Source organism: Agrobacterium sp. ST15.16.055 (assembly GCF_027956555.1).
Classification (GTDB): Bacteria; Pseudomonadota; Alphaproteobacteria; order Rhizobiales; family Rhizobiaceae; genus Agrobacterium; species Agrobacterium salinitolerans.
In genome coordinates this window covers 58,110-82,158 of record NZ_JAQKGN010000010.1, presented here as the reverse complement: position 1 = coordinate 82,158, position 24,049 = coordinate 58,110, and the positions used below count along the sequence as shown (strand labels likewise).

General features: G+C 60.8%; 26 protein-coding genes. 17 read left to right on the top strand and 9 right to left on the bottom strand.

All coding sequences use genetic code 11. The features are described 5' to 3' along the window. Positions 1 to 3 precede the first annotated feature (3 nt). The 7 genes from PL599_RS15480 to PL599_RS15450 all read left to right on the top strand — a co-directional run bounded on the left by PL599_RS15480 (position 4) and on the right by PL599_RS15450 (position 5,277). On the top strand, positions 4 to 1,581 hold the full coding sequence (locus tag PL599_RS15480; RefSeq protein ID WP_077982704.1) for a Na+/H+ antiporter subunit D: 1,578 nt from the start codon (positions 4 to 6) through the stop codon (positions 1,579 to 1,581). Continuing rightward, positions 1,578 to 2,057 carry a Na+/H+ antiporter subunit E gene (locus PL599_RS15475; protein ID WP_077982703.1) on the top strand — a complete coding sequence of 160 codons (480 nt, stop codon included), beginning with the start codon at positions 1,578 to 1,580 and terminating at the stop codon, positions 2,055 to 2,057. Before PL599_RS15480 ends, PL599_RS15475 begins: the two co-directional genes overlap by 4 nt. Beyond that, positions 2,054 to 2,440 (top strand): cation:proton antiporter, encoded by a 387-nt coding sequence (locus tag PL599_RS15470; protein ID WP_137409957.1) that lies wholly within the window; start codon positions 2,054 to 2,056, stop codon positions 2,438 to 2,440. Before PL599_RS15475 ends, PL599_RS15470 begins: the two co-directional genes overlap by 4 nt. Next, positions 2,437 to 2,775 (top strand): monovalent cation/H(+) antiporter subunit G, encoded by a 339-nt coding sequence (mnhG, locus tag PL599_RS15465; protein WP_077982701.1) that lies wholly within the window; start codon positions 2,437 to 2,439, stop codon positions 2,773 to 2,775. Before PL599_RS15470 ends, mnhG begins: the two co-directional genes overlap by 4 nt. 427 nt (positions 2,776 to 3,202) lie before the next feature. After that, the gene (ros, locus tag PL599_RS15460; protein ID WP_003497181.1) at positions 3,203 to 3,631 is read left to right on the top strand and encodes a MucR family transcriptional regulator Ros; all 429 of its coding nucleotides are present in this window, start codon (positions 3,203 to 3,205) and stop codon (positions 3,629 to 3,631) included. 403 nt (positions 3,632 to 4,034) lie between these two features. Then, positions 4,035 to 4,457 (top strand): helix-turn-helix domain-containing protein, encoded by a 423-nt coding sequence (locus tag PL599_RS15455; protein ID WP_077982700.1) that lies wholly within the window; start codon positions 4,035 to 4,037, stop codon positions 4,455 to 4,457. Beyond that, positions 4,450 to 5,277, top strand: coding sequence for a DUF6456 domain-containing protein (locus tag PL599_RS15450; protein ID WP_269824420.1), 828 nt, complete (start codon positions 4,450 to 4,452; stop codon positions 5,275 to 5,277). Before PL599_RS15455 ends, PL599_RS15450 begins: the two co-directional genes overlap by 8 nt. Before the next feature lie 3 nt (positions 5,278 to 5,280). Here the strand turns inward: PL599_RS15450 and PL599_RS15445 are convergent, their stop codons facing one another. Then, positions 5,281 to 5,697: a SufE family protein gene (locus PL599_RS15445; RefSeq protein WP_191216937.1), complete on the bottom strand. Its 417-nt coding sequence runs from the start codon at positions 5,695 to 5,697 to the stop codon at positions 5,281 to 5,283. Between the two features lie 200 nt (positions 5,698 to 5,897). Continuing rightward, the gene (locus tag PL599_RS15440) at positions 5,898 to 6,323 is read right to left on the bottom strand and encodes a DUF5330 domain-containing protein (RefSeq protein ID WP_142912426.1); all 426 of its coding nucleotides are present in this window, start codon (positions 6,321 to 6,323) and stop codon (positions 5,898 to 5,900) included. Between the two features lie 487 nt (positions 6,324 to 6,810). Between PL599_RS15440 and PL599_RS15435 the strand changes: the two genes are divergently transcribed. The 3 genes from PL599_RS15435 to PL599_RS15425 all read left to right on the top strand — a co-directional run bounded on the left by PL599_RS15435 (position 6,811) and on the right by PL599_RS15425 (position 9,832). After that, complete coding sequence (locus tag PL599_RS15435; RefSeq protein ID WP_269824458.1) at positions 6,811 to 8,343, top strand: sensor histidine kinase; 1,533 nt, start codon at positions 6,811 to 6,813, stop codon at positions 8,341 to 8,343. Next, positions 8,315 to 9,217, top strand: a complete 903-nt coding sequence (locus PL599_RS15430; protein WP_269824419.1) for a peptidoglycan-binding domain-containing protein — start codon at positions 8,315 to 8,317, stop codon at positions 9,215 to 9,217. The genes PL599_RS15435 and PL599_RS15430 overlap by 29 nt, the downstream gene beginning before the upstream one ends. Before the next feature lie 261 nt (positions 9,218 to 9,478). Further along, positions 9,479 to 9,832 carry a DUF1491 family protein gene (locus PL599_RS15425; RefSeq protein WP_173988424.1) on the top strand — a complete coding sequence of 118 codons (354 nt, stop codon included), beginning with the start codon at positions 9,479 to 9,481 and terminating at the stop codon, positions 9,830 to 9,832. A 56-nt stretch (positions 9,833 to 9,888) separates the two neighbouring features. On the opposite strand, the gene PL599_RS15420 is transcribed toward PL599_RS15425, so the two are convergent. Continuing rightward, positions 9,889 to 10,824 carry a DUF2336 domain-containing protein gene (locus tag PL599_RS15420; protein WP_202048193.1) on the bottom strand — a complete coding sequence of 312 codons (936 nt, stop codon included), beginning with the start codon at positions 10,822 to 10,824 and terminating at the stop codon, positions 9,889 to 9,891. A gap of 561 nt (positions 10,825 to 11,385) precedes the next feature. Between PL599_RS15420 and PL599_RS15415 the strand changes: the two genes are divergently transcribed. Further along, on the top strand, positions 11,386 to 11,574 hold the full coding sequence (locus PL599_RS15415; protein ID WP_162854287.1) for a hypothetical protein: 189 nt from the start codon (positions 11,386 to 11,388) through the stop codon (positions 11,572 to 11,574). A 19-nt stretch (positions 11,575 to 11,593) separates the two neighbouring features. Here PL599_RS15415 and PL599_RS15410 read toward each other — a convergent pair whose 3' ends face one another. Both PL599_RS15410 and PL599_RS15405 read right to left on the bottom strand, forming a co-directional pair. Continuing rightward, positions 11,594 to 12,142 (bottom strand): DUF1254 domain-containing protein, encoded by a 549-nt coding sequence (locus tag PL599_RS15410; RefSeq protein ID WP_077982692.1) that lies wholly within the window; start codon positions 12,140 to 12,142, stop codon positions 11,594 to 11,596. Continuing rightward, positions 12,135 to 12,722, bottom strand: coding sequence for a DUF1214 domain-containing protein (locus PL599_RS15405; RefSeq protein ID WP_077982691.1), 588 nt, complete (start codon positions 12,720 to 12,722; stop codon positions 12,135 to 12,137). Before PL599_RS15405 ends, PL599_RS15410 begins: the two co-directional genes overlap by 8 nt. 111 nt (positions 12,723 to 12,833) lie before the next feature. On the opposite strand from PL599_RS15405, the gene PL599_RS15400 reads away from it, so the two are divergent. Then, complete coding sequence (locus tag PL599_RS15400) at positions 12,834 to 14,222, top strand: M20 family metallopeptidase (protein WP_269824418.1); 1,389 nt, start codon at positions 12,834 to 12,836, stop codon at positions 14,220 to 14,222. Here PL599_RS15400 and PL599_RS15395 read toward each other — a convergent pair. After that, entirely contained in the window at positions 14,219 to 14,827 is a 609-nt protein-coding gene (locus PL599_RS15395) for a LysE/ArgO family amino acid transporter (RefSeq protein ID WP_269824417.1), read from the bottom strand. The genes PL599_RS15400 and PL599_RS15395 overlap by 4 nt on opposite strands. Positions 14,828 to 15,113: 286 nt before the next feature. Here PL599_RS15395 and PL599_RS15390 point away from each other — a divergent pair, with 286 nt between their 5' ends. After that, positions 15,114 to 16,013, top strand: a complete 900-nt coding sequence (locus PL599_RS15390) for a LysR family transcriptional regulator ArgP (RefSeq protein WP_077982688.1) — start codon at positions 15,114 to 15,116, stop codon at positions 16,011 to 16,013. 203 nt (positions 16,014 to 16,216) lie between these two features. Here PL599_RS15390 and PL599_RS15385 read toward each other — a convergent pair whose 3' ends face one another. Next, a complete protein-coding gene (locus PL599_RS15385) occupies positions 16,217 to 18,409 on the bottom strand; it encodes a transglycosylase domain-containing protein (RefSeq protein WP_136903022.1) in 2,193 nt (730 codons plus the stop codon). A gap of 253 nt (positions 18,410 to 18,662) precedes the next feature. Here PL599_RS15385 and PL599_RS15380 point away from each other — a divergent pair, with 253 nt between their 5' ends. After that, a complete protein-coding gene (locus PL599_RS15380; protein WP_077982686.1) occupies positions 18,663 to 19,154 on the top strand; it encodes a YcgN family cysteine cluster protein in 492 nt (163 codons plus the stop codon). Between the two features lie 169 nt (positions 19,155 to 19,323). Continuing rightward, positions 19,324 to 20,148, top strand: a complete 825-nt coding sequence (blaOXA, locus tag PL599_RS15375; RefSeq protein WP_269824416.1) for a class D beta-lactamase — start codon at positions 19,324 to 19,326, stop codon at positions 20,146 to 20,148. A gap of 34 nt (positions 20,149 to 20,182) precedes the next feature. Here the strand turns inward: blaOXA and PL599_RS15370 are convergent, their stop codons facing one another. Together PL599_RS15370 and PL599_RS15365 are read right to left on the bottom strand one after the other, a co-directional pair. Beyond that, positions 20,183 to 20,518, bottom strand: a complete 336-nt coding sequence (locus PL599_RS15370; protein ID WP_217004406.1) for a type II toxin-antitoxin system YafQ family toxin — start codon at positions 20,516 to 20,518, stop codon at positions 20,183 to 20,185. Further along, positions 20,515 to 20,790, bottom strand: coding sequence for a type II toxin-antitoxin system RelB/DinJ family antitoxin (locus tag PL599_RS15365; RefSeq protein ID WP_077982683.1), 276 nt, complete (start codon positions 20,788 to 20,790; stop codon positions 20,515 to 20,517). The genes PL599_RS15370 and PL599_RS15365 overlap by 4 nt, the downstream gene beginning before the upstream one ends. Before the next feature lie 212 nt (positions 20,791 to 21,002). Here PL599_RS15365 and PL599_RS15360 point away from each other — a divergent pair, with 212 nt between their 5' ends. Together PL599_RS15360 and cueR are read left to right on the top strand one after the other, a co-directional pair. Beyond that, positions 21,003 to 23,585, top strand: coding sequence for a heavy metal translocating P-type ATPase (locus PL599_RS15360; protein WP_269824415.1), 2,583 nt, complete (start codon positions 21,003 to 21,005; stop codon positions 23,583 to 23,585). Further along, positions 23,582 to 24,004 (top strand): Cu(I)-responsive transcriptional regulator, encoded by a 423-nt coding sequence (gene cueR / locus PL599_RS15355; RefSeq protein ID WP_269824414.1) that lies wholly within the window; start codon positions 23,582 to 23,584, stop codon positions 24,002 to 24,004. The genes PL599_RS15360 and cueR overlap by 4 nt, the downstream gene beginning before the upstream one ends. Positions 24,005 to 24,049 lie beyond the last annotated feature (45 nt).

Genomic DNA, 24,049 nt, shown 5'->3' with positions numbered 1-24,049 from the left:
AACATGGCATCTTCCACCACTTCCGCAGTCACCGATCTTTCCGCAGCGCTCGTCACGACGCCCGTGCCGCTCACCGACTGGCTGATCATTCTTCCCATCGCGCTCTGCATTGGCGCAGGCGCGGTGCTGATGATGATGCGCCACGCCATCCGCCACCACGCGACCGTCGCCATAGCGGCGCTGTTCCTGCTGGTGCTGCTCGACGCCGCGCTTTTGTGGAAGGTCGCCGCTGAAGGCCCGTTCACCATGGTGATGGGCCGCTGGCTGCCGCCCTTCGGCATTGCCTTTACCGCCGACCTGACGGGCGCGCTGCTGTCGCTTGCGGCCGCCATCGTGGCGCTTGCGGGCGCCATCCATGCTGGCGCGGATATCGATGCCAGCGGCAGGCGATACGGTTTTTATCCCTTCCTGATGCTTTTGATGGCCGGTGTCACCGGCGCGTTCCTGACCGGCGACATCTTCAATCTTTATGTCTGGTTCGAGGTGCTGTTGATCTCGTCCTTCGGTCTCATCGTGCTCGGCTCGACGCGCGAGCAGATCGACGGCGCGCTGAAATACGCCATTCTGAACCTCATCGGCACGACGCTGTTCCTGATCACGGTCGGTTATCTCTACGCCATCTTCGGCACGCTCAACATGGCCGATATAGCCCGGAAGGCGACGACGCTGCGCGACGCAGCGCCGCTGATGACGCTTGCGAGCCTGTTCGCGCTCGCCTTCGCCATGAAAGCCGCGGCCTTTCCGGTGAATTTCTGGCTGCCGGCCTCCTATCACACGCCGCGCATCGTCGTGTCCGCCCTGTTCGGCGGCCTGCTCACCAAGGTCGGCATCTATTCGCTCCTGCGCGTCATGGTCATGCTGTTTCCGGTCGAGCGGGAAGAACTCAGCATCGTCATCGCCATCTCGGCGGCGTTGACCATGGTGCTCGGGGCCATGGGCGCGCTCGCCCAGAACGATATCCGCCGCATGCTCGGCTATATCGTCATCTCGGGCATCGGTTACATGATGGCCGGTATCGCCATCGGCACGCCCTCAGGTGTGTCCGGCGCAATTTTTTACGCGCTGCACTCCATGGTGCTGATGACGGCGCTCTATCTTGCCGCCGGCCACGCCGCCCGCCTTGGCGGAGGTTTCAGCCTCACCTCACTCAGGGGCCTTTACCAGCAGGCTCCGTGGTTTTCGGCGCTGGCGCTGGCGCTGTTCTTTGCCGGTTCCGGCCTGCCGCCCTTTTCCGGCTTTTGGCCGAAGGCGGTGCTGGTCAAATCGGCGATCGATATCGGCGCGTGGTGGCTCGCCGGCTCCATCCTCGCCTCCGGCTTCATCGCCACCATCGCTTTCGGGCGAATCTTCCTTTTGTGTTTCTGGCGTCCGGTGGCGGCATCCTCAGGTCAGTCGTCCCTGCCGCAGGCGCCACCCTCGGCAGCGCCGTCTTTTACGCCGCTGGTGGGTCTGACGTTGCTGGTGGTATTCTTCGGCCTGTTTCCGGAAAGCCTGCTCAATCTCAGCCAGCAGGCGGCCGCAGGCCTCGGTGACCCGCGGGCCTATATCAACTCGGTCTTTTCCGAAGGGGGCAAACCATGAGCCTCTATGTCGTACAACTGCTTTTCGTCGCCGTATGGCTCGCTGTCACGGGCAGCGTCAGTCTGGCAAACATCCTGTTCGCCCTCGTCGTTTCGACGCTCGCGCTTGGCATCATCCGCCACCAGCTTCCCGCCGGACGTAACCACTGGCTGAGGTTCGCCCGTATGCTGTCGCTGGTGCTGCTGTTCTTCAAGGAGCTGGCGCTCTCCGCATGGAAGGTCGCCATGCTGGTGACGCGGCCGAAGCTCGACGTGCAGCCCGGCATTTTCGCCTATCCGCTGACGGTGACGACGGATTTCCAGATCACGCTGCTCGCCAACCTCATCACGCTCACGCCGGGCACGCTTTCGGTCGATGTTTCGGCGGACAGAAAAACGCTTTACGTGCACGCGATCGACTGCAGCGATGTCGAGGCCACGAAAAACGACATCCGCAACGGCTTTGAAAAAAAGATCATGGAGGCGTTTCAAATATGACGCCAGAACAGACAGTTTCATTTGCAACTATACTTGCATCGGTTGTTCTGTCGGCCGCCTTTTTGCTGACAGTATATCGGGTCGTCGTCGGCCCCACCTTGCCGGACCGTATCGTTGCGCTCGACATGCTGGTGGGCATCGCCATCGGCTTCATCGCGGTCATCGCCATCCGCACCGGCTTCAATCTTTATGTCGACATCGCCATCGCGCTCGGGCTGGTCGGTTTTCTGGCAACGGTGGCCTTCGCCCGCTTCGTATTGTCCCGGGGCCTGGACGAGCGGCGCGGGCCGACGACGGTTCTCGACGGTGAAAGGGCATCTGAAGTCGTTGAAAAAACGATGAAAAAAGGTGTTGTAGGCGGAAAGGGAAAGGGCCGGCGATGATGAATTGGGTTGTGACTATTTTCGTTTCAGTGCTGCTGCTCTCGGGCGCCATTTTCTCGCTGATCGCGGCAATCGGGCTCAATCGGCTGCCGGATGTCTATACCCGCATGCATGCGGCTTCCAAGGCGGGAACGGTGGGTTCCGGCCTGCTGCTTCTGGCGGTCGGCATTCATTCCATGGAAATATCGACGCTGGCGCGGGCGCTTGCCGGTTTCTTCTTCTTTGTCCTTACAGCGCCGGTCTCGGCGCATCTTCTTGCCATGGCCGCTCATAAGGCAGGTTATCCGCTTGCCGTTAAATCGGTAGTTGATGACATGAAGAAAATTTCAAGTTGAAAATACCCCCAATAATTGGGGGTATTCATTTTCAATTGCTACTTGGTCTAGTATTTTATCACCCGTAATTTTTTGTATTCCGATTAGACTGTTTTGAACTGAAAAAACCGCAATAGGAATTTGACTTTTGCTGTTTTGCTGTTATCCAAATTAAGTGTAAAATTGCTAGTCGCAATTTGCATCTAGCCTCTTCATAGTCGGCATAGGCATTTTATTAATGTCTAATCTATGGCCCGCCGGGCCATTGCTGCCCATGTCGCGGGCCATACGTTGAATCTCGGACCAATTCGTTTCCGGTTTTCGCTCGAAATCTAGGGGTAGGTTTCATGTTGGTTTCAACAAGGCGAAGGTGGGGCACCGGGTAACTTCACATCGCTCGATGCGGCGTTTGCCCGCGTCAGGGGATCAATAAACAGGAGATACTTAAATGACGGAAACTGCATACGGTAACGCCCAGGATCTGCTGGTCGAACTGACGGCGGATATTGTGGCTGCCTATGTTAGCAACCACGTCGTTCCGGTAACTGACCTTCCCGGTCTTATTTCGGATGTTCACACGGCGCTCAGCGGAACATCGGCGCCGGCGTCGGTGGCGGTCAATGTCGAAAAGCAGAAGCCTGCCGTCTCCGTCCGCAAGTCGGTTCAGGATGACCACATCGTCTGTTTGGAATGCGGCGGCTCGTTCAAGTCGCTCAAGCGGCATCTGACGACGCATCACAGCATGACGCCGGAAGAATATCGCGAAAAGTGGGACCTGCCGGTCGACTATCCGATGGTTGCGCCCGCCTATGCCGAAGCCCGCTCGCGGCTCGCCAAGGAAATGGGTCTCGGTCAGCGCCGCAAGGCCAGCCGTTGATTTTAACGCGGGTCTGCGGGGGTTGTTTCTTCTCCCCGTCAGGGAGAAGGTGGCCCGAAGGGTCGGATGAGGGGGCAAGTTCTCCGCATATCTGTACCCTTACCCCCTCAACCTGCTGCCGTGACCTTCCCCCCGGCGGGGAGAAGGCGGCAGTGCGCATTCGCCCGCTCCCCACGTTTCCTTAGAAACTGTCTTTACATCACATGAATATCCAGCCGGTCCGTAGACCGGCTTTTTTATTGCCGCTTCGAATATTTGGTGAGGAAAAAAATCCTTTATAGAAGACCTCATTTCTAAAAAATATAGAACCATATCAGAGGCATGTTCTTCTTCTGCAAATTCACGCTTCCCCACGTACTTCCTCAGGTGTATGAATTAATTCCTATTCGTAGAGGAGTTGCATATGCCGTCGGATACTGTGTTTCTGCCTGCCGCCGCGCGGCCTTGCGTGCGGGTCGGTGATCGTCCTTTTCGTCATTGGCCGTCTGCGGCGGGGCGGGAGGAGATTTCCCGTCTTTGCCGTCTGGTACGGCAGCTCACCGGCGAGATGGTGCAATTGACGGGCGACCGAACGCTGGTGCGCCGCGACAGCCGGCGCACGGAATGCCACATCCGCCAGATTGCCATGTATGTGTGCCATGTGCAGCTGGGCATTCCCATGTCGGATATCGGACCCTGTTTCGGCCGGGACAGGACGACGGTGGGCCATGCCTGCCAGGTGGTGGAGGACCGGCGTGACGAACCGGCATTCGATGAGTTCGTCGCCGCGCTGGAGCGGCTTACCGGCAATATCTTCAATGCGATGAAAGGCGCCCGGGATGAGTGAGGAAAAAAGCGCCCCGATCTCCCCCCAGAACCCACCTCTCCTGCGGCTGCTGCGTTGCATCGCCGCGGGCGCGGTGGAGATGTCGCAGGAGGGTGGCGACATCGTCCTGCGCCGGGCGCGGGCAGGCCATCCTGTGTTGCGGTTTTCGGCCGCGACGGTGCGGTTTGCCATTTCTTCCGGGCTGGTCGAGCAGCGGGAAAACACCCTTTCCGCCGCGCCGCCGCTCGCTTCCTGGCTGAAACGTGCAATGGCGAAAGACCGGGATGAGGTTTTTCAGGACCAGCACCGGCATATGCAGACGGTTATTGTGGATGTCGGCGAAGGAAAGCAGCCGGCCCGGCGCAATCTCAACAGCTCTCCCCTGACCAGCCTTGCAAGGCTGAAGGAACGGGACGGTGCGGCGTTTTTCCCGGCGGATGCTCTGGGGGCGGGTGAACGCCTTGCCGCCGATTTTCATCGCGGCCATCTCAATCCGAAGGTAACAGCGACATGGGAGCCGAGAATAGCGAACCGCACCAAAGGTGAGGCGGGAGGGGCGCTCGATCTCACCGAGGCGGCAATGGCCGCAAGAACGCGGTTTTCCCGCGCGGCCGATGCGATGGGGCCTGAACTGGCGGGCGTCGCCATCGATATCTGCTGCTTCGAAAAGGGGCTGGAGACGGTGGAGCGCGAAAGGCAATGGCCGGCGCGGTCGGCAAAACTGCTGCTGCGCGCAGCACTGCTGGCGCTTGCCCGCCATTATGCGCCGCCTGCGGCCCGCGCGGGCAGGAAGGAACACCATTGGGGCGATGCGGATTATCGCCCGTCGATGACGAGGTGAAAGTCAGGCCACCAGCAGCCGGGCTTCCTCGCGGATGCGCTTGATCATGGAGCGCAGGCCGTTGGCGCGCTGCGACGACAGATGTTCCACCAGCCCGATCCTGTCGAACACCTCAATCGCGTCGAGATCGGCGATTTCGGAGGCTCTCTTGCCGGAATAGACGGCGAGCACGATGGCGACGAGGCCGCGCACGATATGTGCATCCGAATCGCCTTCGAAGGTCAGGAGAGGGTCTTCGGCGCCATCGCTATGGCTGACGAGCCAGACCTGGCTTGCGCAGCCATGCACCTTGTTCTCGGGCGCGCGCTTGTCTTCCGGCAGATCGGGAAGCGCCTTGCCGAGTTCGATGACATAGCGATAGCGATCCTCCCAGTCGTCGAGGAAGGCGAAGTCGTCAAGGATCGTTTCGAGAGAGGCCATTTGCGCGCCGTATCATCCATCATTGCAAGGTGTTTGCTAGGATATAGGGGAAGTGCGGCCGGTTTTGAACCATGGATCATGAAAAAGCCCACGGAAAACAGGTTTCCGTGGGCAAGTCAGGCAGGCAATCGGCAGCCGGATATTTTCGGCTGCAAAAAGGGGTTGTGGCGCGCTGGCCGGCAGGGATCAGGGCGACAGCATCAGGGCGCAGGGCGCTTCTGCGGCAGAGGAATGACGGTGCCGGTCTTCAGCATGTCGGTATCCTTCGGAAATTCGACGCTGACGACCGGGGTTTCGGCCAGTTTTTCGGTCTCGGCCGCGAGTTCAGCGGCGGGAGCGGGCTTGTCGCCGGAAGCGAGCTGCTTGTCCAGCAATTCATAGGCGACCTTCGCCCCTTCCTTTGCCCGCTCGCCGAGCGCATGGAAAGTTTCGGCGCCCTTGACGCAGACATCGGGCTTTTCGATGCAGATCGCGCTGACATAACGATAGGCTTCACCGGCGGCCGAAACGGCGCTGGGAATATCGAAGGCCGAAGGTTCCTTGGCCGGATCGTTGCTGCTGCCGAAATAGGACAGTGCCACCAGTACCAGCGAAAACCAGAATGTTCCCTTGATCAGAAACCACATTGTCAGACACCCTGCCAGATGATCTTTGTTTTCTAAAGCCCCGCCCGGTTTCGGGTCATCGGCCTTTGTCCCGTTTTTCGGGCTTGTGAAGAAGCTACAGGCGACCGGCGAACAGCCGATTGCAAAAAGCGACGCAATTTAATTCAAATTGTACCTATTCTCCTCGTATCGGGACGCCTGCCGAGAATTCATTCGAATTTTAACAGTCGATGTTAAGCATAATTGCGACAGAGGCCGCGCGTTCCGGGCGAAAGCGGCGCACGGCTTTGCCACAAAAGTTAACATGATGGCAAAAATGAAGCGAAATCCGTCGCTTACCCGTCATTAACCATGATTGGGAAAGCTTCGAAGAAATGCCCCGTAATGGGACTGCGCAGCATTTGACGGGCCTTTGAGGCCATTCTTTTTATCCATTCCTTAAGCCGCCGCCTTCTATTGTCGGAGCCGTTAGAACCGCCTCAGGGATTCGGTGTTGGTATTGCGTAATATGAGAGAAAAAGCGGTCGCATTGGTCGACCATGCCGCAGGCAGATGGCTTGCGCGCATGGAAGAGGACACCGAAAGGCGCGCCGGAACCGTTGCGCGCCTGCGCTGGCTGATCGCCTTCAGCGCCGTCGGTCTTGTGGTGACGCCGGCCCTTTTCAGCCTTGTCGTCAGCCCCGCCATCGCACTGCCGATTGGCGCTGCTCTGGTGCTGGCGCTGTTTCTGGCTGCCGCCGCACTTCTAATCGCCTTTTCCCACTCCGCACGCGGCGCATCTTCTCATTCGGTCTCGCCGGTGCACGACGATCTTATCATGGCATCGCAGGTGCCGGGCCTCGTGTTGATGATCGGTGAGACCGGTTTCGTCGAGCACGTCTCCGGTCGAGATCTCGCGGCGTTCCCGAACGACCTCCAGGCCAGCAAGGGCCATGTCCTCGTTGAATACGTCCATGTTTCCGACCGCATCGAACTGATGCAGGCTTTCGACATGTTGCGGCAGGGGGAGGACAGGGCGACGGTGGAACTTCGCTTCGAGACCGGCGCGAAGTCGCGTCAGGCGCAATTCATGCACGGCCGCATCGAAATGACGGCCATTCGCGGTTCAACGGGCCGCCTGCGCCGTATCGTCGCCCAATTGACCGATGTTACCGACATGGTACGCCTGCGCCGCGATGTCGCCCGCAAGGCGGCCGAGGCGGAATCGGCCAATGATGCGAAATCGCGCTTTCTCGCCGCCGTCAGCCACGAGCTGCGCACGCCGCTCAACGCCGTCCTCGGTTTTTCCGATATTCTGGCCGGCGAATATTTCGGCCGGCTGGAGAACGACCGCCAGCGGGAATATGTCGGTCTCATCCGCCAGTCGGGTGCGCATCTTCTCTCTGTCGTCAACACCATGCTCGATATGAGCAAGCTGGAAGCCGGCCGTTACGAGCTGATGATGGAAAGCTTCCCGATTGCCGAGACCATCTCGTCCTGCGAGGCGATGCTCAGCCTGCAGGCGAAGGAAAAGGGTCTGACTTTGACCAGCCGCATCCAGCGCGGTGTCGGCGAAATCTCGGCCGATCAGCGCGCCATCCGGCAGGTTCTGATCAATCTTGCCGGCAACGCCATAAAATTCACCGATGCGGGTGGTGTGGTGTCGATCGACGCCGCGCGTGAGGGCGCGATGTTGAAGCTGACGGTGAGCGACACCGGCATCGGCATCGCTTCCGACAAGATCGAATTGCTGGGCCAGCCCTTCATGCAGGTTCAGAATGAATATACCCGTCGCTATGAGGGCACGGGTCTGGGATTGTCCCTGGTCAAGGGGCTTGTGGCATTGCATGGCGGCACTTTCGCCATCGCCAGCAAGCCCGGCGAGGGAACGGTCGTAACGATCACCCTGCCTGCCGACGGTTCCGGCATGGCGGGTGGTGGCGAAAGCGCCGAAGCCGAAAGCATGGTGGAATTTCCGCCCCGCATCCGGCAGCTCGGCGATATGGCCGCAATGATGAAAAAGGATGGTGACAATGGCCCCGCGAAAGCGAAAACCGCCTAAGAAAACAACGGCCCAGATTGGCGCCGGGCTTGTTTCCTTGGTGGTTTCTGCCATCGGGCGAGAAATCCTGCGCCGTCCGAAACTGGTGGGCGGCTCAGGCGCCTTTGCGGTCGTCTTCGGTTTTGTCGCCGCCAATGCGCTCTGGTATCAGCCGGGCGTGCACCCATCGCCTTTCCTGCGCACGCGTGACGCGGAAAACCCAAATGGCATTGCCGGTTATCGCCCGGCCGAGCATCTCGGCGTGCAGGGCGATGTCACCACCTTCCGCATAGAACGACCGGCGGAGACGCAAAACGCGCAGCAAGCGACGGCCGAAACGCCGGCGCAATCCGTCGCAGAAAGCCAGAAGCCGGAGCAGATCGTTGCCGATATTCAGACAGAACTGAAGAAACGCGGGCTTTACGAAGGTGAGGCGGATGGCCGCATGGGCCCACGCACCGCCGCCGCCATCATGTTCTTCGAGGAAACGCTCGGCATGGAACAGACCGGCGAGCCGACGACCCGGGTGCTGGCGGCGCTGAAGATCGATGGCGCGACCGTTGCCGCGATCCCGAAAGACCGGCCTTCCGACACCAGCGGCGGTGGAGTGGAAATCGACCCGGTCGCGGCCGCCATCCGCAAGGCGGAGAAGCCGCAGGTAAAGGCCGAACCCGTTTCCCTTAATAGCACGTCCAAGCCTGCCAGCCGGGATCTTATCGCCAGGATACAGCAGGGGCTGATCAACATCGCTTATGCCGATGTGAAAGTGGACGGCGTGGCGGGGCAACAAACCCGCAATGCTATCAGGGCGTTTGAGAAACACTATCGCCTGCCGGAAACCGGCGAGCCGAGTGAGGTCGTGCTGAAAAAGCTGAAGTCGATCGGGGCGCTTTAGATTTTGACAGCGGCTGAGGTGCGTGGGGCTTACCCCCCTCTGCCCTGCCGGGCATCTCCCCCTCAAGGGGGGAGATCGACTCGCGGATAAGTCTTGCCCATCTCAACATTTGCGAATGAAGTGGTGGTAGCGCTTCCTGCCGATCTCCCCCCTTGAGGGGGAGATGCCCGGCAGGGCAGAGGGGGGTAAGCCCCACGCACCTTCGCCCGCCTAAAACCAACATTGCGAAGCACGCCCACCGTTTCCATCGAAAGCAACCCCATGCGCCTCAAATCCGAAATGTTCGTCTCAGCCCTCATCCGCCGCGTCTTCGCCGCCGGCGGATTTGCGGCTGTCGAAAAGAAGGGGGCGGAGGAGGCGGGGGCGATCTTTATCCGCCAGCGCCTGCGTGATGGCCGCGAGAACCTCTATGGGCCCGCGCCGCAAAGTTTTGCCGATGATGAGGACATCCGCGCCGAGCGCCGTTTCGAAACGCGTCTTGCGGGTGCGGATGGCGAGGAAAGTGCCGCTCTTCTTGAGAGGGAACGACGCTTCGACAGCGACCTGTGGGTGGTGGAGATCGAAACCGATGAGATCGGGAGCCTGCTGACGCTGGTTGATGGGCCGAAGGCCTAGAATTGGCCGGCGATGGCCCGCCTCTTCAATCCGTGAAGGCGCAAGGCCAGACCTGATTATCCTTGCGTCCCGGTTCTTTGCGCAGACGGTGTGTTGTGGCCCGGTCGTTCGCGGCCATGCGTATAGCTGTCGGCCCGCCGCCAGCTTTCCAGCCGCTCTTCGCATTCCACGATGTCGAGACCGTCGAGCAGGGCTTCGGCACGGTTCATATCGCCTGCGGCGGCGGAAAGATGCGGATAGAAACATTGCAGCACGAAAGCCGCCTCGGAGAATTCCATGCCAAGGCCGGTCAGCGTCGTTGCCAGCTGCGCGCCTGATATATCGAGCATGATGCGCTCCGACAGCCAGTAGCTGGAGGAGAGAGAATCCGCCAGCGTCACCGCGAATTGCCGGGCGTTGCGCTCGCGGGCGAAACGCACCAGCAGCGCTTCCTGCACCTCGCTCAGCCGGCGAAGGCCGAGAACGTCGCTTTCCGGGCGGTTGAGGTGATGCGCCATCTGCTTGATCCGCTGGCGCATTTCCTCTTCGAGCGCGGAGGCGGCGGCGATGTTGTCCGTCTTTTCTTCCGCTTTCGGCTCTTCAGGGCTTTCCGCCGCCTGCGGTTCGGCAGCCGTCGTCTGTTCATCCGGCCGCTTCAGATCTTCGGCGTGACGCAGCCCGACAAGCGCGTCGATGACGGTGGGGGAAAGGTCCTCGCGGCGCACGATGGCGCGCGCATGCGCCGCCCCTTGCGTGCGGGCAATGGTGATCAGCGTGTCGTCATCGAGGCATTTGGAGGAAATGAGGAATGGCGCTGCAAGCGAAATCGGCTGGCAGGCGATGAAGAAGGCGACAGCCGAAGGCACGCTCGGATGCTGCGAGAGCGCGGCGATCGCCTCCCGCTTGGCTTCATCGGTGGAGGCGTTGAAAAGCGGCATGAAAAGTTCGGCGAACTGCCGAAGGTCCGTTTTTGACGGATGCGAAACATTCTCGAAATTCGTCACGGTGGCCATCAGCACCACATCTTTCTTCCTCACGGCTCTTGGCCTCTCAAGTTCTCGAAACCGGTCGGTCAACGCACTACCCAACAAACGCAAACACAATATCGACTCAAATTAGAGCAAATGCGTTGACGCCCTGTTAACTATGGGGGGTGGCAAGAGAGAATCCGCATCTTTCAACAAGGAAATTTTAAAACCTTGATGACGGACGCAGGACCGTGGAACTTTACCGCATCGCCTTTGTTTTCAAGGCGGGCAGCTCCGGCCGGAATAAGTTGGGGTCCGGCAATTAAGGTTAACGGATCATTAACCTCTGTCTGTTTGTAATTTCATGGGCAGTATTAGGATTCCATGTTATTCTTATCGACGGAATAAATGAGAAAATGGCATGTGAAGCCTGAATCTGCGCACGGTCCCCTTATAAGAATCGCCTTGGATTTTTGGATCGTGCGAAAACCAGTCTGTGGACTGGCCTATGCGCAATGTGATGGTGATGAAATTCCCGACGCAAGACGAGGCTTGCGCGGTTCCCATGGGCAACATTGACAATCATGTCCCGAAGAGGAGATGAGCATGGCAGAGATTATTCCAATCGGCGACGCCCGACGAAACCTGCGCCCCGCCGGCGCGGTGGCAACCGTGATCGGCCCGGCGAAAGTCGTGCTGTTTACCGGCGTGCGCTATGAAAAACGCGATACCGAGCCGACCGGAAAAGTCGCGCGCAAGGGCAAATCCGCAGCGGAAACTGCCCTCAAATCCTGACGGCGCACGACAACCGACGTTATTTCCACGCCGTCGGCTGGCATTTCGCCTCGTTCAGGAACCGTTCCGCCTCTTCGCCGAAACTCGGCTGCGGGACCATGGTCCGCAACACCACATACCCTTTCGTCTGATCCGATTCCGCCAGAATGGCCTGCGAAAGCGCGGGTGGTTGCGCCTTGCGGATGGCGGCGATCTGCACCGCATCCGCCACCAGAATATCCATCACCCCGCCGGCGGACGTGCGGTCATTCATGCTGAAAACCTCATTCGAGGCCTTGTCGTAAACCGCGACCGACCAGAAGGGCACGGCCCCGATGGCAGTCAGCCTGACCGGCTTGTCCTCGATATCGAAGGTGCAGACCGCGACCCGCATGAAGGGATCGCCGCTGCCAAGCGTCTTTTTCTCCGCCGTCTCTTCGAGCAGATGAAACTGATGCGGCTTTCCTTCCGCCACCGCGCGCGTATAGGCGTCGCGATTGCTGAAATGCGGTATCGCCAGAAGAATGATGACATGCAGCACGGCTGCGCCGACGAGACCGGTGAGGATGGCGAGCAGAACCCTAAGCATTGCCACACCCCAGCTTGCGGATTTGCGGCATGGAGATGTCGATCAGGCCGGAACTGCCCGCAACGGGCGTGTCGAGCAGGGTCATGACCAGCCTGAAGGTCTGGCCCTGCGGCACCGACAGCCAGTTATAGGTCTGGGCGTCAGCGGCGATGGTGATGTCGACGCCGCCATCGGCGCTGCGCAAAAGCGTGCGGGAATTCAGCGCGAAGGGCCGCCCCGCATCTTCCGCCAGCACATTGCCCTGCTGATCGGCGGTGTAAATCGTCCAGAACCGTGCGGGCGGCACGGCGCCGGCCAGCCGGTAGCGGCACTCGCCGCTCAAGCGTTGCCCATCGCTGTCGACGGAGGCGGTGAAGGCCAGCCCTTCCGCGGTTCCGTAAAGCAGCTTGCCGGCGTCGGCGCGGTGCGATTTGGCGTAAGGATCGGCCTCGATCGTCTGCGCGACGGGAAAGGCGTCCCAGGAGCCGACGCGGATCGATCCAAAGCCGGATGTCGCCTCAAGGGCTGCCAGCGTTGCGGCAATACCGCCGCCAAAGGCGATCAGAAGGGCGATGCCGACAAGGAATGGAACTCGGAACACGCTGTTTTCCCGTTTTTGAACAGGTCGAGGACTATCACTGATTCCCTGTTTGGAAAATGGCGCGGCTTGTTTAGTCTTCGTGAAAATGATCACAACCGGGGATATTCCATCATGTCGCGACAATCCGCAATCGACCGTGCCGCCGCCTGTTTTGACGATGGCGGCTTCGAGCGGGATTTGTCGCGACGCGTTTTGCGACGGACCGAAAGCCAGAATGAGGAGCAGGGCGAGGAACTGACGCTTTATCTGGAACAGGAAATGCTGCCCGCATTCGCCGCCATGGGTTTTTCCTGCACCATCCTGCGCGATCCGGCGGCGGATTTGCCGTTTCTGATCGCCGAGCGTTTCGAGGGCGACACGCTACCGACCGTGCTGGGATACGGCCACGGGGATGTGGTGCGCGGTCAGGACGAGGGCTGGGCCGAGGGCCTTTCGCCCTTTGTGATGTCTGAAAGCAATGGCAGGTGGTATGGGCGCGGCACGGCCGACAACAAGGGGCAGCATTCCGTCAATATGGCGGCGTTGAAGGCCGTGCTCGAGACACGCGGCAGGCTTGGTTTCAACGCCAAATATCTGATCGAGATGGGCGAGGAGAGGGGATCTCCCGGCCTGAGGGAGATTTGCCGGAACCATGGCGAGCGGCTGAAAGCCGATCTTCTGATCGCCTCCGACGGCCCGCGCCTGAATGCGGAACGGCCGACGGTTTTTCTCGGCGCGCGCGGCGGCATCACCTTCGATCTGGTGATCGAGGCGCGTGAGGGCGGCCATCATTCCGGCAATTGGGGCGGGGCGCTCTCCAATCCCGGCGTGCAGCTGGCCCATGCCGTCGCAAGTCTCGTCGGCCCGACCGGCCAGATCCGCGTGCCGGAACTGGTGCCGGAGGAATTGCCGAAAGCGGTGCGTGAGGCTCTTGCCGATTGTGAAATCGATGGCGGGCCGGACGGCCCGAAGATCGATCCGGACTGGGGCGAGCCCGGCCTTTCCACCGCCGAGCGGGTGTTCGGCTGGTGCGCGCTGGAAGTGCTGGCTTTCGAGACCGGCAATCCGCGTGCGCCGGTCAACGCCATTCCGCCTCGGGCGTGGGCGCGGCTGCAATTGCGCTTCGTTGTCGGTATCGATCCGGAGGCGGTTCTGCCCGCCGTGCGGCGTCATCTCGACCGGCAGGGTTTTGCCATGGTGAAAATCGCGCCTGCCGGCGACGAGATTTTCCGCGCGACCCGGCTCGATCCGCAGGATCCATGGGTGGATTTCACGCTGCGCTCCATTGCCCGCACCACGGGCAGAAAACCGGCGCTTCTGCCCAATCTCGGCGGTTCGCTGCCCAACGATATCTTTGCCGATATCCTCAAACTGCGCACCATCTGGGTGCCACATTCCTATCCCGGCTGCTCGCAGCATGCGCCGAACGAACATTTGCCGAAGGAGATCGTACGCGAGGCGCTTACCCTTATGGCCGGGCTCTATTGGGATATCGGAGCCGGCGACACGCCGCCGCTTTAGGCCCCCATGACAAGCTTGAAGGCGATGGCCCACATGGTGACGGCGATGACGCCTTCAAGAATGCGCCAGGCGGAGGGTTTTTCAAAGATTGGCCGCAGCCAGCGCGCGCCGTAACCAAGTGAAAAGAAGAACACCAGCGAACCGGTGGCCGCGCCCGCCGCGAAGGTTTTTTCGAAGCCGGGAAACTGCGTTGAAATGGTGCCGAGCAGCACGACGGTATCAAGATAGACATGCGGATTGAGAAAGGTCAGCGCGAGACAAATGGCCAAAGTCTGCCACAGGCTCGCCTCCTGCCGCTCCGACACCGAAAGCGCCGCGGAAGAGCGCAGCGCCGAATGCAGGCTTTTGGCGCCATACCAGACGAGGAAGGCGGCCCCCGCATAACGCATGATGGGATCGAGCGCCGGCATGATGGCGCTGATCCGCTGAAAGCCGAACACGCCCACCGTAATCAACAGCGCATCGGCAAGGGCGCAGGTGGTGCAGACGGCAAACACATGCGAACGCGCCAGCCCTTGTTTCAGCACAAACGCATTCTGCGCGCCGATGGCGACGATGAGGCTGAGGCCCATCGTCAGGCCGGTGAAGAAAATCTGGATGTCCATGCGCGTCGCGGCCCCTGCCTCTGTCCATTGTGGAATGGCCGGGGGCGTTGCTCCCGACCGAGTGCTTGGATATTTCCGCCAGATGGTTTAATCCAGTTAAATAAACTCAATCCAGATAAGCTTAGCTAATGGCGCACTTCTCTCTTCAACGTCTCGATTTTCCGCCACGTTGCCATCTCTCCACCGTCATTCCTGTTCCCCGGAACAAGAATGAGGGAAGGAGAGGCCGTCGCCTATGGCTTCCAAGGCCATCACGCCACCTCCAAACCCCGCATGAGGTGCCGTAATGCTCGACTATCCCTCCATGCGGGCCGTGGCGCTCGTGGCCCAGACCGGCAGCTTCGAAAAGGCGGCGCAGGTGCTGTGCGTCACGCCATCGGCCGTCTCCCAGCGCATCAAGCAACTGGAGGAGCGGCTGGGTGTGGTGCTGATCGTGCGCGGCAACCCCTGCGTGGCGACGGAAAAGGGCGAATGGCTCTGCCGTCACATCGATCATGTCGGCATGCTGGAAAGCGAATTGTTCCGACAGCTTCCGGTGCTGGCGGAAGCCGGCGCAGCGCAGGAGCGCGTGACGCTCAACATCGCCACAAACGCTGACAGCCTCGGCACATGGTTTCTGGATGCGGTTTCGAAATTCACCGGCGGCAGCGATTATCTCGTCAATATCGCGGTGGACGATCAGGACCACACGGTGGAATGGCTGCGCGGCGGCAGGGTGCTCGCCGCTGTCACGGCCCATGCCAAGCCTGTGCAGGGTTGCCGGGTAACGCCGCTCGGCGTGTTGCGCTATCATGCCACCGCCAGCCCGGATTTCATGGCCCGCCATTTCGCCGGAGGTGTCACGCCCGCCGCCCTTGCCCGCGCGCCCGGGCTCACCTTCAACCAGAAGGACAGGCTGCAGGCGAGTTGGGTCAGGAAGGTGCTGGGCGAGGAAATCGCCTATCCCACCCACTGGCTGCCTTCGACGGACGGTTTCGTGAAGGCGAGCCTTTCCGGCATGGGCTGGGGGCTCAATCCGGTGCAGCTTGTGGGGGATCACCTCAAGACGGGCAGGCTGGTGGAGGTCGTTCCCGGCACGCCGCTCGATATTCCGCTTTACTGGCAGGTCAACCGGCTCGCGGCGGAGCGGCTGGGGGTGTTGACGTCGCATGTGGTGGAGACGGCGAGGGGAGTGTTGTTGCGATAAGTTGCGGTTTGGAGAAGCGGTGGCGATGGGGTGCATGGCTTTACCCCCCTCTGCCCTGCCGGGCATCTCCCCCTCAAGGGGGGAGATCGACGCGCGGATAGGTCTCGCCCATCTCAACGTTTACGAATGAAGTGGCGGTAGCGCCTCCTGCCGATCTCCCCCCTTGAGGGGGAGATGCCCGGCAGGGCAGAGGGGGGTGAACCTCACCGCCGTGCCGCATCCTCCTTGCCCTCGCGCAAAGACGCATCCGCCACTTTCTGCGTCGTCACACTCAAGGCCGAAGCGTCCTTCATCTTCCTGGCGATGGAACGGATCACACGCGTTGCCTCGGCCGAGAGCGAGCGTGGGCGGGTGAGGGCCGGCAAAGCGGGGGTACTGGCGGCTGCGGCCGCCACTTGCGCCGAAGGTTGCGGGCGCGCACCTGTCGGCAACGGGTTCTGGATGCCGGGAATGGGGCGCAGCTCCATGCCCTGATGGGCATAGTCCATCAGCCGCTTGAAAGTCATGGCCGGAAGCGCGCCTCCCGTCATATTGTTCATCGGCGTGAAATCGTCGTTCCCGAACCAGACGGCCGTGGTGTAATTGCCGGTGAAACCCACATACCAGGCATCGCGATAGGCCTGCGAGGTGCCGGTCTTGCCGCCGGAAACGATGCCGTTATCCAGCGCGCCTCGCCGGGCCGTGCCCATGACCGGAATGGTCACCAGCATCTGGTTCATCTTCGAATTGGCGTCTTCGGAAAGCACCCGTTTGGCGGGCGCTTCGTTGTGGCTGAAATCGTAGAGGACATTGCCTTCGTAATCCAGCACCTGCTCGATGCCGTGGCGGCGCGACTGCATGCCGTCGGCCGGGAAAACGGCATAGGCGGTGGCCTGATCGAGCACCGTGACTTCCGATGTCCCGAGCGGAATCGTCTTGTCGCTGCGCAGCGGCGTGGCGACACCCATGGCCTTGGCGGTATCGACGATGACCTGCGTGCCGAGCACGTCCTTGGCAAGACGCACGGGCACGGTGTTGTAGGATTTGGCGAGCGCCATCTGCAGCGTCACCTTGCCGGCATAGGAGCGGCCGTAATTCTGCGGCGACCAGCCGCGCCAGGTCACCGGCGCGTCGGAGATTAGCGTCTCCGGCTTCATGCCCTTTTCCATGGCGGCCGAGTAGGTGTAGACCTTGAAGGAGGAGCCCGGCTGGCGCAGCGCCGCCGTGGCGCGGTTGAACTGGCTTTCGCCATAGTCGCGCCCGCCGACCATGGCGCGCACGCCGCCGCCGTTCTCGATCATCACCATCGCGCCCTGCTTGACGCGGTAACCTTCGCCGAATTCGCGCAGGCCCATTTCCATCGCCTGCTCGGCCGCCTGCTGCAGGCCGGTATCGATTGTGGTACGCACGACCACGGTGTGGTCCCTGAACTTGCCTTCCGCGGCCAGCCGCTGCACCTCGTCAAAGGCCCAGTCGAGGAAATAATCAGGCGCCTTCACATCGGCGCGGTCGATGACGGTGGCCGGGTTGCGCCGCGCGCCGATCACCTGCCCCTCGGTCATCAACCCGCTCTGCACCAGGTTGGACAGCACGGTGTTGGCGCGGGCACGGGCGGCGGGCAGGTTGACATGCGGCGCATATTTGGCCGGGGCCTTGAACAGGCCAGCCAGAATGGCGGATTCGGCGAGCGTCACGTCGGTAAGATTCTTGCCGAAATAAAACTGCGCCGCCGCAGCAGCACCAAAGGTGCCGCCGCCCATATAGGCGCGGTCGAGATAAAGGCTGAGGATTTCCTTCTTCGACATGTTGGTCTCGAGCCACAGCGCGAGGAAGGCTTCCTTGATCTTGCGCTCCAGCGAGCGCTCATTGGTCAGGAACAGGTTCTTGGCGAGCTGCTGCGTCAGCGTCGAGCCGCCCTGCACCACGCCGCCGGCGCGGGCGTTTTCGCTCATGGCGCGGGCAAGGCCGATGAAATCGATGCCGAAATGGTCGAAGAAACGCCGGTCCTCGGTCGCCAGAACCGCCTTGATGAAATGATCCGGCATCTGGTCGATCGGAACGGAATCCTCGTGGATGATGCCGCGGTGGCCGATGGTGTTGCCGTAACGGTCGAGGAAGGTGACGGCGAAGTCGCCACGATACCGCCAGTCCTTCTTGGTTTCCTCGAAGGCGGGCATGGCGAGCGCCAGAAGCACGACGGACCCCGCCGTTCCGAACGTCAGTGCGTCGCAGGTCAGGTTGACGAGAAGCTTCTTCCAGCCCCGCACATGCAGCTTGCGCGAGGCGATGGTGACGTCTTCCCAGAAATCCACCAGTCTTGCCGCAGCCGTCCACAGGCCGGAGTCGATGAAGCTATCGATCCGGAGCAGGATGTGCCGTTTTTTACGGCCTTTTTTTTCGTTTTTTTCTTCCTGCACCTGGCGATGTTTTCCTGTTCAACGCAACGCGATCATCGATATTCTGCGCTTCAACCCATTCCCGACGCAAAACCGTGGCATGGTTGTGTCGGAAGTGCTTGACGCGGCGGCCTTTCGCGGGCCAATGACCCCCAGCCGCCTGCCAATATGCTAAAATATCGTACAAACCAGCCCTTGGCGATACGATATAAAGGATTAGGGACCGGTTAAACACTCCCGTCCAAGAGATCAAAATGAAACGGAAATGTTAACGATGAATGACGCGCCGTTCTGGAAAACCAAATCACTCACGGAGATGACCGGCGAGGAATGGGAAAGCCTGTGCGACGGCTGCGGCCTGTGCTGTCTGAACAAGCTGGAAGACTGGGACACCGGCGAAGTCGTGTTCACCTCGGTCCGCTGCGTGCTGCTCGACGGCGAGAGCTGTCGATGCTCCGATTACGAAAACCGCCGCGCCACGGTGCCGGACTGTATTCAGCTAGACCTGAAGAAGGTGCATGAGATCGGCTGGCTGCCGCCAACCTGTGCCTATGCGCTGGTGCGCGACGGCAAGGATCTCTACTGGTGGCATTATCTCGTCTCCGGCGATACGCAAACGGTGCATCAGGCCGGCATTTCCGCCCGCGGCCGCACCGTCAGCGAGGCCGATGTGGATGTTGACGACTTCGAGGATTATGTGGTCGACTGGCCCCTGACAGTGGGTGAGACGGTCGGCGAGAGGGCGGGCGAAAAGGAACGGACCTGACGGAAAACGTCAATTTTTGTTTGGTCCTATTCCTGCCCCATCCGTCTCCTAAAGGCATGTCATCCGAAAGCGTGTCACGGTTTCGGGGTACGACTTGTCTGAAAACAAAGACAGCTTCCGGCCATTCCGGCAAATGATCCGCAGAAGCGGACGAGGGACATCGAAACGCATGCGCTACCGGCTGCCCGCCATCGTTCTTTCATGCCTTGCCCTTCCGGGGCTCCTGCCGTTTTCCGCTGATGCCCAGCAACAGCCACAGGCCTTCGAATGCACGCTGGTCACGTCCATCGAGACCGGTGCCATCATCAACCAGCAGGGCGCCTGTGACCAGCGCGTTGCGCCGGCCTCCACCTTCAAGGTGCCGCTGGCGCTGATCGGTTACGACGCCGGCATCCTTCAGGATGAAAAGACGCCCGCCTGGGACTGGAAACCCGGCACGGAGGCGCGCGCCTCCGACCGCAAGACGGTCGATCCCTCCATATGGGAACAGGATTCGGTCCTGTGGTATTCGCGTGAGATCACCCGCCGCCTCGGTCCGGAAAAATTCGCCGCCTATGTGAAGCGTCTCGGTTACGGCAATGCCGATGTCTCCGGTGAGCCGGGCAAGAATAACGGCCTGACCCATTCCTGGCTCGGATCGTCGCTGACGGTCTCGCCGGTGGAACAGGTCGGCTTCCTGCGCCGCCTTCTGGCCGGCAATCTGCCGGTTTCGCGCGATGCGCAGGCGAAGACCAGGGCAATCGTGCCGGTCTTCGATGGGCCGGAAAGCTGGGCCGTGCACGGCAAGACCGGAACCGGCTACATGCGCGACGAAAAGGGCGATCCCGACCGCAACCGTCCCTTCGGCTGGTTCGTCGGCTGGGCGGAGCGCGAAGGCCAGCACATCGTCTTTGCGAGACTGCGCGTTTCCGACAAACCGTCAAACGAGCCACTCGGCCCCGCCGTGCGCGATGCCTTCCTGCGCGATATTCCCCGGCTGGCCGTGCACCGATAGCGAGATCGACCTCAATATCTTTCGGATTGCGCGTTTACCTGAAAAGCTCGGCGTGCGTTCCTGCGCGGGTGAAGATGAGAAGGTTCTGCTTCTCATCAAGTTTATAGATCAACAGAAAGTCCCCGCCGACATGGCATTCGCGATGATCGTGCCATTCTCCGTTCAGTTCATGGTCACGAAACTGCGCCGGTAATGGCGCTTCGCCGGCGATGAGAAGGAGCATGATCTCCTTCAGTTTCACCATGTCATAGCGCCCGGAATTGTTCAGCCGTTGCCAGTCCTTGATAAATTGCCTGGTGAAATCCGAACTACGCGGCAACACCGTTCGTTTCGATGCCGCGTCTTTTCCGTGACCTTTTTTATCCGTCACCGTTTGTTACCATCAAGGGCGTCAAACAGGGCTTCCGCCGTGCCGAAACGATTGCGCCTGGCAGCCGCGATGGCGCGCGCTTCTTCAATCGCGGCGAGCGTTTCAGCGTTCGGTTGCGTCAGTTCTATCGGCAGTGCTTTTTCTCGGGCAATGCGCGTCAGCATCATTCGCATGACATCGGAAACAGTCAGCCCCAGACTGTCGAGCACGGCAGTCGCGTCATCCTTGAGCGCCTGATCGATGCGCGCTCTCACATAAGCATTTGCGGTCATGATCGACCTCCTTTTATAAAAAGCTGTATGTAGCTCAAATGAGCATCAAATTCAACGAGTGTATTGCTGCCCCTTCGTATTCTCCTTTGCCGCGCGGGCGACGACAACAAGCCCGGCCGCACTCACGATTGTGTGTTCGACAAAAAGTTTCCGCTTCCCTTGACCTTCCCATCATGGGAATCTCTACATAGGGTCTCGAAAGGGGATTTCCCATGAACGAGACAGTCAAACACGCCCATCGACATGAACCGGTTTCCATTCCTGTGGAGGGCATGACCTGCGCTTCCTGCGTGCGTCGGGTGGAAACGGCCGCGGCCAAGGTGCCGGGTGTCATGTCGAGTTCCGTGAACTTCGCCACGAAGAAGCTCACCGTCGAGCCGGCCGAAGGTTTTTCGGCCAGAACGCTTGATGCCGCCATCAAGAAGGTCGGTTACGACATCGCGCCGGAGCGTCACGAATTCGCGGTGGAAGGCTTGCGGGGCGAGGCTGAGGCCGGGCGGCTGAAGGCCGTTCTGGAAGCGGTCGCCACCACAATCGTCGTCAAGGTCGATGCGGCCTCCGGCAAGGCCTCCGTGGAAACGATTGGCGGCAGACGTGAACGGGATACGCTGGTGGAAACGGCAAAGCTCGCCGGTTTTGCGCTGAAGACGCCGGGACCGCGCGACAATTCCGCCCATCAAGGTCACGGCCAGCACCACGGACATCATCAGGGCCACGGCCAGATGGCGGCGGGCGCGACTGGCGGCCACGACCATATGCAGCATGCGGGCGAAGAGGGCGCGCTGAAACGCGACCTGACGATTGCCGCGATCCTGACCGCGCCGCTTTTCGTGCTGGAAATGGGCGGCCATCTCTATGAGCCGATGCATCACTGGCTGATGGGCATCATCGAGACGCAGAACCTCTATTACATCTATTTCGTGTTGGCGACGGCGGTGATTTTCGGGCCGGGCCTGCGCTTTCTCAAGACCGGTTTTCCGGCCCTGCTGCGCGGTGCGCCGGAAATGAATTCGCTTGTGGCGCTGGGCGTCACGGCGGCTTACGCCTATTCCGTCGTGGCGACTTTCGCGCCCGATCTGCTGCCGGCGGAGGCGCAGTTCGTCTATTATGAAGCGGCAACCGTCATCGTGACGCTGATCCTGACCGGACGGCTTCTCGAAGCCCGCGCCAGCGGCCGCACGGGAGACGCCATCCGCAAGCTGATGAGCCTGCAGGCGAAGACTGCCCGCGTAGAGCGCGACGGCGCCACCATCGATATTTCCCCTGACGATCTGGTGATGGGCGATATCGTCGTCATCCGGCCCGGCGAGAGGCTGGCGGTGGATGGCGAAGTCGTCGAAGGCTCGTCCTATGTCGATGAGTCCATGATATCGGGCGAACCCGTGCCGGTGGAAAAGAAGATCGGCGCAACGGTCGTCGGCGGCACTATCAACAAGACAGGCGCCTTCAAGTTCAAGGCGACCAAGGTGGGCGCGGATACCATGCTGTCGCAGATCATCCGCATGGTGGAGGAGGCGCAAGGATCCAAGCTGCCGATCCAGCTGTTGGTGGACCGCGTCACCGCGCTTTTCGTGCCCGTTGTCATAGCAATCGCTGTTCTGACCTTCATCGTCTGGGCGATCTTCGGCCCCGAACCCGCCTATACATTCGCGCTGGTCAATGCGGTCGCGGTGCTCATCATCGCCTGCCCCTGCGCCATGGGTCTCGCCACGCCGACATCCATCATGGTCGGCACCGGTCGGGCGGCGGAGCTGGGCGTGCTGTTTCGCAAGGGGCAGGCGTTGCAGGAGCTACGTTCGGCTGAAATCGTCGTGGTCGACAAGACCGGCACTGTCACTAAGGGCCGCCCGGAACTGACCGATCTTGTGGTTGCCGAAGGATTTGCCGACAACGAGGTGCTGAGGCTGGTCGCCGCCGTCGAGGACCGCTCGGAACATCCGATTGCCGAAGCCATCGTCCGGGCTGCGGAAGAAAAGAATGTGACGACCCCGGAGGGACTCGAACCCACAACCGTCGAAAACTTCGAGAGCGTGACGGGTTACGGCATCGCCGCCACCGTCAATGGCCGCAGGCTGGAAGTCGGTGCGGATCGTTATATGGCCAAACTCGGCCATTCCGTCGATATTTTCGCTGAGGTCGCCGCAAGGCTGGGAGATGAAGGCAAGACGCCGCTTTATGCCGCCATTGACAACAGGCTGGCGGCTGCGATTGCCGTCGCCGATCCGCTGAAACCCTCGAGTATCGCTGCGATCAAAGCATTGCAGGCGATGGGCATAGAAGTGGCGATGGTGACGGGCGACAATGAACGCACGGCAAACGCCATAGCCCGGCAGGTCGGCATTTCCCGCGTGGTGGCGGAAGTACTGCCCGAGGGCAAGGTGAAGGCGATCCATGAGATGCGGGCAGGCGGCAAGGTGCTGGCCTTCGTGGGGGACGGCATTAACGATGCGCCGGCGCTCGCCGAAGCCGATATTGGCATTGCCGTCGGCACGGGCACGGATGTCGCCATCGAAAGCGCCGATGTGGTGCTGGTTGGCGGCGATCTTCTGGGCGCAGTCAACGCCATCGAAATGAGCCGGGCGACCATGCGCAACATCAAGGAAAACCTGTTCTGGGCCTTCGGTTATAACGTGGCGCTGATACCGGTTGCGGCGGGCGTGCTCTATCCGGCCTTCGGCATCACCCTGTCGCCGATGATCGGCGCGGGTGCGATGGCGCTCTCCAGCGTCTTCGTTCTCGCCAATGCGCTGAGATTGAAACGGGCGAAGGTGGTCCATCGGGAGGTGACGTCATGAATATCGGGCAGGCATCGGAAGCATCGGGCGTTTCCGCCAAGATGATCCGTTATTACGAGCAGATCGGCCTCATCACGCCTGCCGCCCGCACCGGCAATAATTACCGGGTCTATGGCGAGCAGGACGTGCACAATCTGCGCTTCATCAAGAGGGCGCGCACGCTCGGTTTCTCGCTGGAAGAAACCGAGACGCTGCTGAAACTCTGGCAGGACAAAAGCCGTGAGAGTTCGGCGGTGAAGGAGATTGCGCTCGTCCACATCGCCGATCTCGAGCAGAAGATCGCCGAGATGAAGAGCATGGTGAAGACGCTCTCTCATCTCGCCCATTGCTGCGGCGGCGACCACCGGCCCGATTGCCCCATCCTCGATGATCTCGCGGGTGCCGACAAGACAGACGACAAGCCAGCCAGAACTCACTGAACTTTAATGACAACCGGCGCGACAATATCGCTACCGGCCAGAAGG

Coding starts and splice junctions, on each gene's coding strand:
- PL599_RS15480 (WP_077982704.1), top strand. CDS start 4: ATGGCATCTTCCACCACTTCCGCAGTCACCGATCTTTCCGCAGCGCTC.
- PL599_RS15475 (WP_077982703.1), top strand. CDS start 1,578: ATGAGCCTCTATGTCGTACAACTGCTTTTCGTCGCCGTATGGCTCGCT.
- PL599_RS15470 (WP_137409957.1), top strand. CDS start 2,054: ATGACGCCAGAACAGACAGTTTCATTTGCAACTATACTTGCATCGGTT.
- mnhG (WP_077982701.1), top strand. CDS start 2,437: ATGATGAATTGGGTTGTGACTATTTTCGTTTCAGTGCTGCTGCTCTCG.
- ros (WP_003497181.1), top strand. CDS start 3,203: ATGACGGAAACTGCATACGGTAACGCCCAGGATCTGCTGGTCGAACTG.
- PL599_RS15455 (WP_077982700.1), top strand. CDS start 4,035: ATGCCGTCGGATACTGTGTTTCTGCCTGCCGCCGCGCGGCCTTGCGTG.
- PL599_RS15450 (WP_269824420.1), top strand. CDS start 4,450: ATGAGTGAGGAAAAAAGCGCCCCGATCTCCCCCCAGAACCCACCTCTC.
- PL599_RS15445 (WP_191216937.1), bottom strand. CDS start 5,697: ATGGCCTCTCTCGAAACGATCCTTGACGACTTCGCCTTCCTCGACGAC.
- PL599_RS15440 (WP_142912426.1), bottom strand. CDS start 6,323: ATGTGGTTTCTGATCAAGGGAACATTCTGGTTTTCGCTGGTACTGGTG.
- PL599_RS15435 (WP_269824458.1), top strand. CDS start 6,811: ATGAGAGAAAAAGCGGTCGCATTGGTCGACCATGCCGCAGGCAGATGG.
- PL599_RS15430 (WP_269824419.1), top strand. CDS start 8,315: ATGGCCCCGCGAAAGCGAAAACCGCCTAAGAAAACAACGGCCCAGATT.
- PL599_RS15425 (WP_173988424.1), top strand. CDS start 9,479: ATGCGCCTCAAATCCGAAATGTTCGTCTCAGCCCTCATCCGCCGCGTC.
- PL599_RS15420 (WP_202048193.1), bottom strand. CDS start 10,824: ATGGCCACCGTGACGAATTTCGAGAATGTTTCGCATCCGTCAAAAACG.
- PL599_RS15415 (WP_162854287.1), top strand. CDS start 11,386: ATGGCAGAGATTATTCCAATCGGCGACGCCCGACGAAACCTGCGCCCC.
- PL599_RS15410 (WP_077982692.1), bottom strand. CDS start 12,142: ATGCTTAGGGTTCTGCTCGCCATCCTCACCGGTCTCGTCGGCGCAGCC.
- PL599_RS15400 (WP_269824418.1), top strand. CDS start 12,834: ATGTCGCGACAATCCGCAATCGACCGTGCCGCCGCCTGTTTTGACGAT.
- PL599_RS15395 (WP_269824417.1), bottom strand. CDS start 14,827: ATGGACATCCAGATTTTCTTCACCGGCCTGACGATGGGCCTCAGCCTC.
- PL599_RS15390 (WP_077982688.1), top strand. CDS start 15,114: ATGCTCGACTATCCCTCCATGCGGGCCGTGGCGCTCGTGGCCCAGACC.
- PL599_RS15380 (WP_077982686.1), top strand. CDS start 18,663: ATGAATGACGCGCCGTTCTGGAAAACCAAATCACTCACGGAGATGACC.
- blaOXA (WP_269824416.1), top strand. CDS start 19,324: ATGCGCTACCGGCTGCCCGCCATCGTTCTTTCATGCCTTGCCCTTCCG.
- PL599_RS15365 (WP_077982683.1), bottom strand. CDS start 20,790: ATGACCGCAAATGCTTATGTGAGAGCGCGCATCGATCAGGCGCTCAAG.
- PL599_RS15360 (WP_269824415.1), top strand. CDS start 21,003: ATGAACGAGACAGTCAAACACGCCCATCGACATGAACCGGTTTCCATT.
- cueR (WP_269824414.1), top strand. CDS start 23,582: ATGAATATCGGGCAGGCATCGGAAGCATCGGGCGTTTCCGCCAAGATG.